Consider the following 15,717-nt stretch of genomic DNA (forward strand, 5'->3'; position numbering starts at 1 on the left):
CTGTAGGACTTTCATACTAACGCCTATTCACTACAAATTTAATATTGCCCCAAATAACTTTAAGGCTTTTAAGCCCCCCTAAGCTACGATAAATATAACGATAGTATTGGCTGACCTCTTTACTTTTCACTGCAATATAAAACATTTGTTTCGTTAAATAACCACTACAACCAGTTTTAGTCATATATTGTTTATATTGCTCATACCACTGTATCGAAAAGGCTAAATGGCTGCCTTTACGTGTAATATTTTCCTCACCTGGTAAACATACCCAAAAACATAATACATCTTGAGTAAATTCAAATTTCGCCCCATATGCTTCAGCTCTCAAAACAAAATCATAATCTTGGTGTCGCACCAATTCTGGATTAAATTTAATCTTCCTTGCTAATTCAACGGATAGAAAAAAAGTTGAGGTTTGCATTAACCCATTATGTAGAAATAAATAATCACTCACCGATTCCTGACAATATTTACCGCGTTCTGGCAAGACTAAGTTTTTAGTAGGGGTATTCGGGTATTGTTTTTCTAAAGCCCCATACAAAATAGTGTTGTCGGGGTCTACCAAAGATTCAAGTTGTGCAAGCTGTGTTGCTAATTTATTTGGCTTCCAAGTATCGTCTGAATCTAAAAACGCAACATATTGCCCCTGCGCATGATCTATACCTGTATTGCGAGCCTGTGCACCATTCAAATTAACCTGATGTCGAATATAGTGTATTTGAAGGTTATTAAGCTGCTCAATATAAGTTTTGGCTTTTTCAGAATCTTTTGAGCAATCGTCTACTAAAATGAGCTCCCAGCAAGAATGGGTTTGCTCTAACACAGATTTAATCAAGTCGGGTAAGCAGTTAAAGCGATTAAAATAGGGCACAACTATACTGATTAGTATCACATTTAACTCTTAATAAAATATTTCAAACAGGGGGTGTATTCGATAAAAGTAACGGTAGGTATTCTACGTTAAATATTAAGACGAGGAAATTAGAATTCTTACAACAGAGAAAATATCATTGTTTTTGACATTTTGAAAATAAAAACGCGAGCCTAAGCTCGCGTTTAATAAATAATTATTAGTAACTAATAATTATTTAACTACGGCACGATCTTTATCACTACGTGATAAGTAGAACGCTTTAGTTTCAATATCAGCACTTGGCGAATTAACTACCACGTTAACATGAGCAAAACCAGTTAAACCTTCTTCAGCAGCAAACGCAGCAATATCAGGACCGATATTAGTCACAGATTTAGCAGTTGCAACTGTGTCGATTGCTTTAGAATATGTCATGCCTTCAGTGATAATATCAATAGTGATTTCACCGTCAACAGAACCTGTATTGGCAACACTAACTAACAATGCAAACTTATTGTTATCCAATGGCAAGAAGTTAATCTCACTCTCAGTACCATCTAGTTTCCATTCACCAGCAGATATACCGTCAAAACTCTTAGACGTTGCTGAACCAGTATCAGGAGCATAAGCAACTTCAGCATCTACTGTAAATGAACCTGTTGGAATAACAGTTTCATCAGCAGCTGTAAATTCAACTGTGACTGCAGCAGGAGCAGCAGTAGTATCAGTAAACTCGTATGACTGGAAGTCATCAGCAAAATCTGCACCGCTAATTGACGTACCACCAGTAATTGCAACAGCTAGATCAGCATCACCGTCACTATCAGTATCTACGAATGAGAAATCACCGTTTACTGTGTACACAACTTTGCTCGGTGTTGCAGGCAATGTGTAACCAGCAACAGCAGGTGTAATCACTAATGTATCTTGCTCAACAGTTGAATCAGCAACAGTAAACTCTTCACGATCTTCTGATACATTGATAATACCGTTCAATGCAGTTGTTACTTTAACAGAAAGTTCTTCTTTAACTTCTGCAATTGTTCCAGACTTCTCTTCGTATGCGCCATTATTTACTGAAGAAATTACAGAGTAATCAACATCTACATCGTCACCGTCAGATAAACCATCATCTTCAAGAATGATTCCACCTAAAATAAATTCAGTTGCTAGACCAGTCAGTGCTACTGCTGATGCACCAGAACCTACAGCTGAGATAGTAAAAGATACGCTATTACCATTTGAGTACTGAGGAGTACCCACAGTAATTGTACTAGCAGTACCAACAGAGTCAATCGCTAACGTTGCACTAGTTGAAATATCGAAAACGTTATTCGGGAAAGTGAAAGTAATTTGATCACCAATAGCGTAGCCATTATCAATACCTACAGCAACAATAACAGAACCTGCAGTTGAACTAACAGTTGACACTGTAGTTGTATCCGTATCCAAGTCAAAGGTCTTTGTATTAGCAATACCTTCTTCTGAGTAAGTAATTTTCGATGTTATAATCGTTGATGCACTCGCTGCACCAGCCAAGCCAGTTAAAGCTAAAGCTACTAAAGTTTTTTTAAACATTTTTTCCATTCTCCAAGTTTCATGAAACATGAAATTCTGAACATTATTGTGTAATGTGAACAGTAATGTTCACGAATTCAAATTATTATAGTTCTTACGCATTATCACAAGCCGTCACCTGTGTAGTTCGAACTGGGGTTAGTGTAGCCAAGGGCAAGTTCACTTGTCAACAAACAAATTCCCCTAAACAAACAAAAGTTTATGTTAATTTTCAAGTAATTGCTGATTAAAAGCACAATTACTTGGTAAAACGTATAACTTTCGTCTATATAGACAGAAATTACATACCTAAAGAATGTTAGAACTAACACTTATAGATACCCTTTATGGTTTATTAACATTTTCTGACAACTGAATTTGCTCTAGTTGCTCAGCCATGGAGGTTTTAATGTCATTCCACTGCGCTGAAGACTCTATAATCCGCGGTGTCACCATTACTACTAATTCAGTTTTGTCTTTTCTGTTATCTTTGCCTTTAAACAAGTTACCTAATAAAGGTATACCACCTAAACCAGGCACTTCATTAAGGGTATCTGACCTATTCTCACTAATTAACCCACCCAGCACAATCGTTTGCCCAGAGTTAGCAACCACTTCGGTTTTCATACTTCGATCAAAAATAGACGGCGCGCCTGCACTGGACACACCGTCCTCTAGATCTAAGGCGTTACTCACCTCTTGTTCTATTTCCATGATAACGACACCTCGGCTATTAACTGTCGGTGTAACACTAAGTGATAGACCTGTCCTTCTGTATTGCACTGAACTGGTTGTGCCAATATCCGTTACAATACTAGAGCTAATGGGAATAGAGGTCCCTACTTTCATACTGGCCGTTACACCATCACGTACTAATAGAGATGGCCGAGATATAATATTAACCAGTGTATTTTTTTGCGACAAACTTGCCTTAACATCGAATCGGCGACTACCAGTTAACACATAACTCAAACCGCCAATAGCGCCTTGTCCTAAGCTACCTAGATCTCCTAACGTAAAGTTATTTTCTGTAAGAAAGAATTCTACCCCTTGTTTGAACTGATCGGTTAAGGTTACTTCCGCAATCATCACTTCTAACATGACTTGTTTGGGCAATACATCTAACCTTTCAATCAAGGGCAACAATGAGCGATAATCTTTACCACTGGCATTCACAATTAACGAATTGGAACGTTCATCCACTACAATGGAGACCTTTTCGTTACCCGCCATTTTCACATTTGTCGAATCGCTCCTTTCACTATCTCTAGCGTTAGAATTATTACGACCTTGCCCTAACATACTACCGTTAGTTACACTCCCCAATAAAGGCGCTAAACTTTCAGTTAAATCAGTAGCCCTCGCATATTTAGGTTGAAAAACAAAATATTGCTTTTCTTCCGTATCCGCAGGCACATCTAACTGCTCCAACCAAAACTTGGCTCGCGACATTAAATCCCCATCACTAGAAAACAGCACCAAACTAGCCTGATTATCTAAAACCACAGACGATAAACCGCCAACATAACCATCATTTTTAAGTAACTCTTTAAGTTGTATCGCCAATTCTTTTGCTGGTACAAATGTCGACTTAAATGAAGAAATTTTCTGAGTGCGATAGGCTGGGGCGTCAACCAAGTCAATAAACTCAAGTGCTTTTAATATCTCGTCTCGCCTGCCTAATAACATGGCACTATTTTGTTCTCTATCTGGTATTACTTTCACCGATGCAATGCTTGGCAAGATTAAATTTAAGTTACTACGAAGTCCATACTTAAAAGGCACCATTTGCATAATTTCAGCGCTGGTGTTGGGCACTGATTCAGCACCTCTACCATACCCGAATGACATGGCTGTTCGACCTTGAGAAGACTCCTCATTGTTTACATAAAACACACCTTCACTTTGGCGTATCATAAAACCTTTTTCAGCTAACAACTCTTGAGTTAAAGCAAATAATTTTTGTTTGCTAATCTTCTGTTGAATATTAAGCGTAACAGTTTGGCTGGCATTTTTTGCACTGTCTCCAACAATATAATTAAGTGTGAGTATCTCCCCAAACACATAATGCAAAAAATCCTCTAAGGATAAATCATTAGACACAATTTCTACGTATTCGTCAGCGCTAAACTGGCTAGAAAATCCTGATGTGATTTTGGGTGCTGTTTCACGTATTGACATCTGAGGTAGCACTTTAAAACTATCGTTTACTTTAAGGGTTTGCTTTGCTGCCCCCTCTACTTTCGATTCAGTTGTTCCCTCCGCCTGCTTCAAATAAGAACGTTCTAATTGATATTGATGTTCTTGCATTGAGCTGCAGCTACCTGCAACAATTAAGATGATAGTGGTGCTTAATAAGTTTGATAGTTTTTGCATAAAATTTTTAAATACTCGTTACTGATTTTAATCAGTAGGAATCTGATCCTTTAGGTTAGTATTATATATAGTCAAGGTTACGATACGATCAGGTTGCTCAATACTTTTTAAGGTTAATGCTTTTAAGCTCAAATCATTAACAACATACCCAAAAAGTGTTTGCCCAATATGGAGTTTTTTAAGTTCAGAATTTCCAGTACTAGTATTCTGTATTGAAAGTAAAGCATATAAAGGTTTAGGAGCATGATTAATTAAGGCATTAAGACTAATTATTTTATCTCCAGCAAACAATTGTTCCAAACTTCCTTGTTGCAACTTTTGCTGTTCAAGAGACATAGTGTCGTTGCCTTCAGCGCGGCTAGAATCTTCCACTAATGACTCAGTAGACAATTTGTGGTATTCGTCTAACAAAAGTATTTTTTGCTTTTCAGGCAACCTAACGGGCAATTTCCCCGCGAGGTTAACATCAACCCGAGTTGATTGTTTTATTTTTTGGTCAACTAAAAATCTATCGTCAAGATCACTTACAATCAGCAATGCACAAACAGCATAGATAAGTAACTTTACGCTAATCATTAACCTTCCACCATGCTTTTTAAATCAGGAAATTGGTACAAGTTAAACCTATATTTGCCAGTAAACTGTCCGAGTTTGAGTTTTCTTTGTGACTTTAAAGACACAGAAAAATCATTTACTTCAATCCATTCCTGTAAATTTTCAACGTCAATAATAAACGCAGGGAGCGAGGTTAAATCTCCTTGAAAACTAACTTGTATCGTATGTTTAAGAACCGTTGAATTAACTAATACTCCGGAAGCTGTCCAACCTATGTTAGAGACTGTTAGGTTATGTTTTTTTATTAGTGACTCAAAACGGCGTTGCTGCTCTAGTTTAAATTTGGCTTCATTGCCTGGTAAAAAAAATAGTTTTTCAAATGATTGAAGGTCTTTAGTTAATGCTGGAAGCTGTTTTTGATTATCCTGCCTTTGTGCTATTGCGCCCAAAGACTTACGCTTTTTCTTCTCAAGCATTTGTATTTGCGTCAACATGTCGTTTTGCCAAATTAAGATGGGTACCACGAAAAATTTAACCGTTAATAAAACGCCTAGAAATCCGACAAGTGTGGGTTGCTTTTTTAATATATCCATCATTGCACTGACAACGTATTTTGCATGACGAAACTCACCACAAAACGCTCTTCTGAACGAGTTTTTGAAACAGGTAAATCAAACTTTGCATCACTAACCCCTTTATAGTTAGCTATCGTAGACAAAACCTCCGTAGCTTGCTTCGCCTCACCTCGCAGGATATAACGACCATTTTCCAACTGTATTCGTGAAATTCTAGCTTTTTTAAATAAAGGCAACATAAGACCCCAGATATCAGACGAATAATTAAATTCACTAGATACAGCCTGATAATTCAGTATATTACTCAGCAGGCTATCATTTTTATTTTGCAGTGTTAACGCCTGTTGCAAATCACCACTGGTATTAGCGATTTGGTCCGTCAACTGCCAATGGCGATAACCAAGGTACGCGCTAGTCAACATCAAATAACTCAGCCCAACTCCCAACCCAATCAAAATAGGCCTAAAAAGAATTGCAATATTAGTTTGTTCGTTACTCAAATTATTGAATATTAACCATTTGGGTATAGAGAGGTTCATTAAGCCGTTAACTAAGTGTTTCGCTACATCACTGAATTCTAAAGTTTTTAGGTTATTACTCTCTCCTACACCACAGGAGTGACGAAACAAAGCACGGTTTGAAATTACAGAAGTAGGTCTAGCCGAATACACCCCTTTTAGATTATTTACAATAAATAGCTTACTTCTACCAAACTTATCTACAAGTTCTAATTCGCCCGAGTTAGCAAAAACATGACTCAACACCACAGATTCAGGTAATAGAAGGTTAGCTTTGGGGATATCAGCATCAAATTGCCATTTATTCACCCAACTTTGGTTATCTTCAATATCGTTAATGGAAAAACAAGTGTTGTTATTATGTTTATCCAAAGCGAGTAATTTATTGAGCTCTTTCTTATTAACTAGCGGATAACTACGCACCTTTTCTTGATAAAAATCTCTTGAAACAATGAGTACCAAAGGTTTAAATTGCCCTTTATCAAGATCGATTGACTCTACAGTGACATCACTACGCTTTAAAACTATCTTTTTTAATTCACCATCAAAGTAGCCAATTGAAACTTTTGTAAGTACGTACCGTTTAATTTTATCAAGCAGTTTAGGCATTTTATTGTATTTCCAAGAATTCGACTGGACTGTTTTCCTTTTCGGCATGAGACATAAGATTAACCATAACTTTGCGTTTTAAATTCACTTCACCACGTTTAACTCGTAGAGTTATTTGCATCACGTCCCCGGGAGAGAAGATCTGCCCCTCCTCCTCTGACAAACCACTCATCATACCGAAACTAGCTGGGCTTATAGTAGAAGTATTACGCAACTTAATATATTCAGTTGTTTTGTCTTCACCTAATAACCCCTTCAAAATTTGTGGCGTGGCAGACATGGGGTTAAACGAGCTACGACGATATAAAGTAAAGCTTGATTCTAAAGCATGCCAAACTTCAGGCGGCACGCCTTTTATGTTGTATATTTCATTTTTCAATGTGATAGCGCCATTGCGAGGGCCAACAATATAGTCGCCACTCTCAGCCCCATTTAAACGCTGAAGTTTATCAGCATCCTGCCAATCTAACAAACCATCCACCAAATTTGGCACAACATTTTGATTAAGACCATTTTCTCTAAATATTTTTCTCAATAAATCCTGATTAAGTGACTGTAAACTAATTAATCCAGCTTGATCTTGTATTTGGGCTATAACCTCGCTTTCCATTGAAAATTCTACGTTATGAAAATTCCATAGTTGTTTTACTTTCGATGAACTCGATACATCCAACTCACGGAACTCCGTTAGCAATGCCAAAAGCAACTCACTTTCAGCAGATTTCATCGCAAGCTGTGCTTCCACTCGGTCATTAGACATATGGGCAATTGCGACTTGCTTTTGAGCACTACTAACGAAAAATAAAGCTAGAATAGAAATAACACCTGTTATTAACAATACTTGCAACAATGCAATACCTTTATTAGTACTCATATTACTAAGCACCTTCAGGCTCACTTAACAGCAACTCACTGTTTAGGAGGTATTGACTATTTAAATGTAAACTACCGTTTTCAAAGTTTAGAGCTAAGCTTAGCTTTTCAGGATGAAGACCCGTTATAATCCCTTCGTAACTGTCGAACCAGCCAAGTTTAAACGCAGCTAAGTCTTTAGTGAAATTAAACGTTCTCTTCGATTCCCAACTAGGCCAACCATAATATGTAAATTCAGCACTAATTAGGCCAGGCAATAGTGTCTTACTATGAGTAAATTCGACCACATCGTCAGCTTTGAGCAACAATGAATTAGTTGTAGAAGTTTCTTGATATAACAGTACATTTTTTCCATTAATCTGCTGCATAGATAAACTAAAAACGACTGGAGCGTCTTGTACAAATAATCCATTCAAACTAACAGCGGTTAATGTCTGTTGTTCACCGTGGAAGTAAAATCCATTGCCCTTCTGGCCATTGAATAAGGCCAAAGGAACTACTCCATCCAATAACGAATTAAGCAAAGATAAGTCTTTTACCCGATTGACGGCTTGCTCTACGTTACCGAGTTGTTTATCCCATTTATCAGAAAACAAGCTGTAACTATAAGTGCCCACTAACATCACGACTATCAAAATCATGCTAGCAATCATCAATTCTATTAATGTAAAACCTCGTTGTAGCTTCATTGTAGTTCCTGAAAACTAAATTCAGTGTAACTAAACTGCCTACTCATGCCTGAATAGGTCATAGTTAGATTAACCCTCCATAATTTATAACGAGGAGGCTGTATTATCAGTTCATTAGTACCAAAACCCAAACGAGGGGTAGCGCCTTTAGCTAATAATTGATTAGCTTGCCAAGTATATGTGATGTCTAAAAGCTCTCCTTCACCTTCAAAAGCAAGCTTTTGAGGGTTCATTGCCTCACGTATTTGTATTTCAATATCCTCAACGGCGAAAGGGACAAAACCATTAATAGTGATAACTTTCTCTGCTTTAAGACTAGACATCATTGCACTGCGATATATCAGAGTGGTAGTGGAAATAGCCATAAATAAAATCAAACCAGCAATTAAAACTTCCATTAAAGTGAAGCCTCTCTGTAGGCATTTAGATTTAGCGAGAAACATATTGACTCATACTGTTAGAGCCTTGTTCGAGAGAAAATTCAAATCTATTCTCTTTTAATTGATACTGCAAAGAGCCCTGCAACGCATAACCGTTCGAATTAAACTCTATACTCTGTGGTTGAAAATATAAATATTCGAAATCAACAGATTTGATGACTACATTTTGCTCATTAATGAGTTTTGCCGATTTTCCATTCAACTCCAATAATAAAACTTGTTGTGTCATAAATGCGCGAATACTAATGTTTTTAGACCAGCGTTTAATAGTCATCACTTCAACTTTCGCTTGGGATTTTTGTAAACTATTCACAACTAAGGGACCGACCAGACTCATCAAAATTGCAATAATAGCCATAACTACCATCAATTCGATTAAAGTGAAACCTCGTAGGTTAGCTATCGCTGTTTTCATTAAATATTAAAAACTAACATCGTTAACAGAAATCATGCTCATTAACATAATTACCACTACTCCGCCCACAAATGCCCCCATGAACAAAATCAAAAGTGGTTCGATTAAGGTAGTCACTTTTTGTGTCCAAGTTTCAAATTCCTGGCGCGAACGGTTGGTAATTTCGTCAAATACTTTTTCAAGATTTCCGGATTGTTCGCCTATATCGAGTAATGAAACGAAAAAATCTGGGAACAGCACACTTTGGCTCAAAGCTAATGTTAACCCATCACCTTGTTTTATTTTTTTCTTCGCTATGTCGATTTCTCGACGAATAACGTAATTTTTAATATTCCCCACTGCTAAAGCAATAGCATTATCCACTCGTAATCCTGATTTGAGCATCATAGCAATGCTACTACAAAAGCGAATTCGTTCCGTCAGAGCCACAACGCCTTTTAGAACAGGTAATTTTACGACTGTTTCAGACCACCATATTTTCACTTTTGTTTGTTTAAAAGCATAAATACCCAAGCCGATTGAGCTCGCCCCCCCTAAAAAAAGTCCCCCTTGATATTCAGTCATCCAATTACTGGTTTGGATCATCATTTTGGTATACCAAGGTACCGCTTCAAGGTCGGTAAACAAGGAGGACATCTGTGGAATTATAAAATTAAAAATAAAAAAGATACTGGCCACACACACCAATAAAATAACGATAGGGTACGTTAATGAACTAATGATTTTACGTTGTAAATCTTGTCGGAACTTAAGGTCTTTAGCTAACTCATCAAACACTGCAGGTAAATTTCCAGACGCTTCTCCTAACTGGATTAGATTACAGTATAACGGTTCGAATATATTACTGTGCTCTCCCACTGCTTCAGCTAGGCTGCTGCCTTTTTTTAATGATAAACTCAGTTTGGCAATCAGTTGCGCTAATGCAGGTTTTGCCTTGGTTTTGGCTATGATGTCTAATCCTTTATCAATCCGAACACCTGACGCTAATAGTAAGCTTAACTCTGCAGTAAGAAACTCAATATCAGACAATGTTATTTTTCGATTGGCAAACAGACTATTTTGATTAGCTGTTTTCACTTCGAAGATGTCAGCTGTAAACAACCCCTGATTTTTAAGTCTAGCGATAGCCTCTGATTGCTCTTTGGCTTCTAGCTGACCTTCTAACTTAGCGCCTGCGTGATCATACGCGCGATATCTATATAATGGCATTACCCTGCTACTCTAATCACTTCATCTATGGTTGTTTCGCCTAACACGGCTTTTAGTAACCCATCTTCCAGTAAAGTTCGCCTTTTTAAACTGGCATTATGAGCTTTAGCATGATTAATAAAGTCAGCATTTTTAGGCATAGCTTTAATAGTATCATCACATCGTAAATATTCTGTTATTGCTAAACGTCCTTTATAACCAGAGTCTGCACAATTATCACATCCTTGGCCTTGTACTAGGTTTATTTCAGCGATACCAAAACGATCAGCAAAACCCTGTAATTGATATTCTTCAATAATTTTCGACGCTTCTGGATGTGGTTGAATACAGTGTTGACAATTTTTACGGGCTAACCTTTGAGCAACCACGGACACTAATGCGGCATTTAACAAAAACTCTTCAACACCTAAGTCTAATAAACGAGTATAGGCACCTGCTGCATCATTGGTATGTACTGTCGAAAAAACTAAGTGCCCTGTTAAGGCTGATTGTAGCGCTATTTGAGCGGTTTCATTATCGCGTATTTCCCCCAACATAATGATGTCAGGATCTTGTCGAACTACACTTCTTAAACCGTTTGAAAAAGTAAATCCAATATCGCTATTAATCTGTACCTGATTAATGCCATCCATTTGATATTCAACCGGGTCTTCGAGCGTAATAATTTTGACATTGTCACTATTTAACGCGTTTAAAAATGTATATAGGGTTGTAGTTTTCCCCGATCCCGTTGGACCTGTCAGTAATACCACTCCAGACGTTCTCTTTAGGTCTTCTAATATTAATTGATGGATATCATTAGACAATCCTAATACCGACATATCATATCTAACACTGTCTTTGCGTAAAAAGCGCAACACCATAGATTCACCTTCATTTAAAGGCAAAGAAGACACACGGATATCCAACTCTTGATTGGCGATACGCATTTCAATTTTTCCATCTTGCGGTCGTCTACGCTCGGCGATATCCATACCTGAGAGTATTTTTAAACGTGTCACTATGGGTAATTGCATACGAGGCGATAACACTTCAGCTTCGTGCAAAACGCCGTCCACTCTATATCTTGCTCGATAACGATTTTCAAAAGGCTCAAGGTGCATATCAGATGCGCCTTGTCTTAAAGCACGAGAAATCAAAGAATTTAATAAATTAACGGTTGGGGCTTCAGTAGCCATTTCTCTTAATTTGTCTTCTTCGTCAGAAAAATCTATGAGCTCATCCACGCCATTTTCATTATTGTAACGGGCGGCTAAACTAACAATTTCAGATTCTAGGCCAACAACAACTGAGGCTTCTTTAGGTAAGCAACTAATAAACTCATTGAGTTCAAGCGCTAAAGGGTCTTTACAAGCCAATACCAATTCATCATTTACATTAGATAAAGGTACCCACCCTTGACTCAAAATAGTGTTTATGAGCTCTTTGTCGAGATCGACTAAAGGGGACTCAATCCAATCTGTCACATCCAAACGTGCCAAATTCAAATATTCTGAGTAGAGTTCTGGAAGACGGTCATCTGGTAAACTCCCCATGTTCACCAATACTTGCTCTATACGCCCACCATAACGTTTCTGATATTCTTCAGCTTTTCCTAAATCATTTAGATCTACATGAAATTTTTGTACTAACAAATCATTCAACTGCATTAGAATGTGTAAACTATATCAGCGTTATCTTCTTCACCGCCGAGTTTACCGTCGGCTCCTAAAGAGGCCAAATAATAATCTTGCCCCTCCTCTCCTGGTGTTTTATAAGAATAAGGATTGTCCCACGGATCTAAAGGCACTGATTTAGGTAAATATGGTCCATCCCAACGAGGCTTATCACTACTACGCAGTTCATCTAAAGAAGCAGGGTAAACACCTAAATCTAGTCTGTAAGTGTCTAAAGCCGTACTGAACATTTGCATTTGCGCCGAGGCAGTTTTACGCTGCGTTGAACTGACTTTAGAAAACATTTTCGGTGCGACGAGTGAAACCAGTAATCCCATAATTGTAATAACTATAATTAGCTCAATTAGGGAAAAGCCTTTTTGTTGTGATTTAGTGTTAAATCTCATTTAAATAAATTCTCTCTTTAAATTGTGTATATGAGTTTCTTTTATAAACTACCAATTGCGGCAACAGCAACAGCTAACTGATAAACCACCTGAGTTGCAGAGGCCCACAGTGTCATATTGTCTACATTGTCAGAATCAAACGGAACAACGATTGTATCTCCAGGTTTAATAGTTAAAGTATCGCTCTCACTATCAAACCAAAAACTCGCATTGTTTCCAGGGATTTCTACCGAGCCATTTGCTCTAACAATATAAACTCTTTCCTCGTCAGCCAATGCTCTTAATCCACCACTTCGATTGATATAATCTTCGAAGCTGAATGTTTCGTCAAACAAATGAGAAGTAGGCACATAGACTTCACCAATAACGTTTACAGATTGACTCTTAGTAGGAACGTAAATAGCATCACCATCTTCCAACATCACATCAGAATTCTCCTGCCCAGCCAATAAGCTTTTTAAATCAATGACCATTCGCCCAATAGCTTCCACGCTCGTTAAGTCACGTAATAACTTTTTTGCTTCGTCATAACTTACCATAGCGCCGGCATTAGAACTTTTACGTAAACTTTCTGAGGCTATTTGTTTTCTTAACTCTTCAGCCATATTTAATAAGTTTCGACGTTCCTGCTCTTTAAGGCTCTCTCGAGTGAATATAGTCGCGTCAGGATCACCATATGTAGTTAACAAGCCCACTCTTTTCAACAAGCCAGATAGTTTTTCACCACGCTTAATCGTGTATTCACCAGGAAACTCTACTTCCCCCTTCACGGTTACTTTAAGTTCTTCTTGCCATGAAGGTATTTCTAAAATATTAATTCTATCTTTACTTTTTAAGCGAATAGAACTTTCTTTATCATCCTCCAAAATAGCCGATGGACTAAAGTCTAAATGCACAACATCTGCAACACCTGATTCACTAACACTAGTTCGAGTAATTTCTGAACGAGCTAAGTATGACGACTCCGTCAGTCCACCTGCCGCTTTAATTAACCCCTTAATAGAACCATTTTTTGTCAATGGATAAACACCCGGGACTTTTACTTCACCAACCACTTCAACTAGCTGCAAGGGATTACCATACTTAGCCTGCTCTTGAAGTTTTTGAATAATGGGTGTTAACAATCGTTTACGGGAGAAGTATGTCGCCTCTTTAAATTCGAGCATGTGTTTACGCTCTTTGGTCGTTAATTCTATCAATGACATGTCTTGTTCAGACTCACCATCTAGACTAGAAACTCTAGAAGATTTTAGTGAATCATCGTAAACCCCAACTTTCTCCCAAAATAGTTGCTCTTGAACTCTTTGGTGCCAACGCTCCTTTTCATTTTCTTTAAGTTTTTGCTCCTCAAATGCAAAATCACTTAACTTAATATCAGTTAAACTATTTGTTTCAATTTTAGAAAACACCACTATTTTGTCATTAGGTTTTAAAGCGAGGTCGTTTTGCTTTAAGGCTATTTCTGTTAAATCAACTTGAAGAACTTCAATGTCCCGGTTTGCATTAATTTGACGCAATACTAAAACATACGTCAAATCAGTTTCTTCTAATAAATCAGAGCCTACATTCCCTAACAATTCAGAAACAAACATTTTCTGGCGCCATTGATACCGGCCGGGTCTTGCAACAGCACCGATTAAAGTGACAGAGTCAGAAACAAATGGCGAAATTTTTGGAACGTGAATTAAATCGCCATCTTTCACGGTAGCGACCTTATCTTCAGCATTTACAGTGAGCTGTATTTGCTGACCATCATCAAAACGACGTAAACCTATCGCTTTTACAAAACCATCAGCCAAAGTACCACCGGCTAAGTTCAAAACATCTTTAATTGATTCTTCCGATTTCAACTCATAAATAGCTGGGCGCCTAACCTGCCCGTCAATACTGACCGTTTTGACAACGGAAGGGATAAATATTGCGTCACCTGATTGCAAAAGCGCATCATCAGAAGTGTCACCCTTTAATAACAAATCATATAAATCTAAAGTTTGTATCAGTTTACCTGAACGTTTTAACTGAATATTCCGTAATGATGCAATATCACTGACGCCACCACTGACAAATAAAGCATGTGTAATTGTTGATAGTGAACTCACATTGTATGACCCAGGCTTATGCGCTTCTCCAGTAACAAAGACTCTTATGGTACGCAGCTCTCCCATAGATAGACTTACTTTCACACCAATAATTTGCTGATTAATTTGTTCAGTTAAAAAAGCTTTTGCTTCAGAGAAGCTTTTAGTGGCGATATTAATAGGTCCAAGTTTAGGAATGACAATGTTGCCATCACGACCAATAGCTAACTCATATTTATCGTTTTGCTTACCATATAACTGCACATGCAAAGTATCTCCAGGGCCTAAAATATAATTAGCCGGTACTGGAATACTTAACGGAGGTGTAAAGGTACTGGGAGCGTTAGCAAAAAGTTCCAAGCCATATAAACTCAATTCATCTTTGGTTTCATTACCATCGGGTTTATCGGAACCTTCATTGTAAACATTGATAGGATTTCCATATTTATCAAAATGTGTGCCACGAGGGTACGTAATATCTTGTTGATTATTGTCTCCCAAGTCGTTCGACGAGCCATTAGAGAAGCTTGGTATCCCATTTCTGAGTTGTTTTTCCAGTTGCTCTTGCTGAGCTTTAGGTAAGTTCTTAAACTGCTGAATCTGTTGAGCGGTTTGGGCATGAAGATTAGAACCTAATACCAAACTGCATAAGATAATAAAGAGAGTTAATTTCAAACAAAGTCGAGACATGTAGTTTCCATAAAATTCAAAGTCTTAGCATGACAAAAAGATCGCCCAAAAACCGCGTTAGAATAGCTTATTTGTTTGCTGAGTGAAATGCCTAAGGTCACTTATTCGTAACAAGATTTTTTAATTATTTACCTTTTATTCCTCATTAACTTAAATCACCGCTTTCTTGAGTTGTTGCCGCGACTCTAGTATAAACAAAACGTTTATAAGAAAGA

Annotated in this window: 14 protein-coding genes; all 14 read right to left on the reverse strand. The window is 37.6% G+C overall.

Annotation, left to right across the window (positions count from 1 at the left end):
- Nucleotides 1–16: 16 nt before the first annotated feature.
- The 14 genes from ACSHXM_RS07095 to ACSHXM_RS07160 all read right to left on the reverse strand — a co-directional run bounded on the left by ACSHXM_RS07095 (nucleotide 17) and on the right by ACSHXM_RS07160 (nucleotide 15,502).
- Nucleotides 17–895, reverse strand: a complete 879-nt coding sequence (locus tag ACSHXM_RS07095; protein ID WP_435688052.1) for a glycosyltransferase family 2 protein — start codon at nucleotides 893–895, stop codon at nucleotides 17–19.
- A gap of 192 nt (nucleotides 896–1,087) precedes the next feature.
- A complete protein-coding gene (locus tag ACSHXM_RS07100) occupies nucleotides 1,088–2,434 on the reverse strand; it encodes a hypothetical protein (protein ID WP_435688053.1) in 1,347 nt (448 codons plus the stop codon).
- A 324-nt stretch (nucleotides 2,435–2,758) separates the two neighbouring features.
- Entirely contained in the window at nucleotides 2,759–4,789 is a 2,031-nt protein-coding gene (locus ACSHXM_RS07105; protein WP_435688054.1) for a secretin N-terminal domain-containing protein, read from the reverse strand.
- Between the two features lie 27 nt (nucleotides 4,790–4,816).
- On the reverse strand, nucleotides 4,817–5,365 hold the full coding sequence (locus ACSHXM_RS07110; protein WP_435688055.1) for a hypothetical protein: 549 nt from the start codon (nucleotides 5,363–5,365) through the stop codon (nucleotides 4,817–4,819).
- Nucleotides 5,365–5,838 carry a hypothetical protein gene (locus tag ACSHXM_RS07115; RefSeq protein WP_435688056.1) on the reverse strand — a complete coding sequence of 158 codons (474 nt, stop codon included), beginning with the start codon at nucleotides 5,836–5,838 and terminating at the stop codon, nucleotides 5,365–5,367. Before ACSHXM_RS07115 ends, ACSHXM_RS07110 begins: the two co-directional genes overlap by 1 nt.
- Before the next feature lie 98 nt (nucleotides 5,839–5,936).
- Nucleotides 5,937–7,046, reverse strand: coding sequence for a hypothetical protein (locus ACSHXM_RS07120; protein ID WP_435688057.1), 1,110 nt, complete (start codon nucleotides 7,044–7,046; stop codon nucleotides 5,937–5,939).
- 1 nt (nucleotide 7,047) lies between these two features.
- Nucleotides 7,048–7,920 carry a general secretion pathway protein GspK gene (locus ACSHXM_RS07125; RefSeq protein ID WP_435688058.1) on the reverse strand — a complete coding sequence of 291 codons (873 nt, stop codon included), beginning with the start codon at nucleotides 7,918–7,920 and terminating at the stop codon, nucleotides 7,048–7,050.
- Nucleotides 7,921–7,924: 4 nt separating this feature from the next.
- Complete coding sequence (locus tag ACSHXM_RS07130) at nucleotides 7,925–8,608, reverse strand: PilW family protein (protein WP_435688059.1); 684 nt, start codon at nucleotides 8,606–8,608, stop codon at nucleotides 7,925–7,927.
- A complete protein-coding gene (locus ACSHXM_RS07135; protein ID WP_435688060.1) occupies nucleotides 8,605–9,051 on the reverse strand; it encodes a prepilin-type N-terminal cleavage/methylation domain-containing protein in 447 nt (148 codons plus the stop codon). The genes ACSHXM_RS07130 and ACSHXM_RS07135 overlap by 4 nt, the downstream gene beginning before the upstream one ends.
- Nucleotides 9,038–9,463, reverse strand: coding sequence for a prepilin-type N-terminal cleavage/methylation domain-containing protein (locus ACSHXM_RS07140; protein WP_435688061.1), 426 nt, complete (start codon nucleotides 9,461–9,463; stop codon nucleotides 9,038–9,040). Before ACSHXM_RS07140 ends, ACSHXM_RS07135 begins: the two co-directional genes overlap by 14 nt.
- A gap of 6 nt (nucleotides 9,464–9,469) precedes the next feature.
- On the reverse strand, nucleotides 9,470–10,672 hold the full coding sequence (locus ACSHXM_RS07145) for a type II secretion system F family protein (RefSeq protein ID WP_435688062.1): 1,203 nt from the start codon (nucleotides 10,670–10,672) through the stop codon (nucleotides 9,470–9,472).
- Nucleotides 10,672–12,321, reverse strand: coding sequence for a GspE/PulE family protein (locus ACSHXM_RS07150; protein ID WP_435688063.1), 1,650 nt, complete (start codon nucleotides 12,319–12,321; stop codon nucleotides 10,672–10,674). The genes ACSHXM_RS07145 and ACSHXM_RS07150 overlap by 1 nt, the downstream gene beginning before the upstream one ends.
- Nucleotides 12,321–12,734 (reverse strand): type II secretion system major pseudopilin GspG, encoded by a 414-nt coding sequence (gspG, locus tag ACSHXM_RS07155; RefSeq protein WP_435688064.1) that lies wholly within the window; start codon nucleotides 12,732–12,734, stop codon nucleotides 12,321–12,323. The genes ACSHXM_RS07150 and gspG overlap by 1 nt, the downstream gene beginning before the upstream one ends.
- Nucleotides 12,735–12,775: 41 nt before the next feature.
- Nucleotides 12,776–15,502, reverse strand: a complete 2,727-nt coding sequence (locus ACSHXM_RS07160) for an SLBB domain-containing protein (protein ID WP_435688065.1) — start codon at nucleotides 15,500–15,502, stop codon at nucleotides 12,776–12,778.
- Nucleotides 15,503–15,717 lie beyond the last annotated feature (215 nt).

The sequence above is a fragment of the Paraglaciecola sp. genome (assembly GCF_051252315.1).
Classification (GTDB): domain Bacteria; phylum Pseudomonadota; class Gammaproteobacteria; order Enterobacterales; family Alteromonadaceae; genus Paraglaciecola.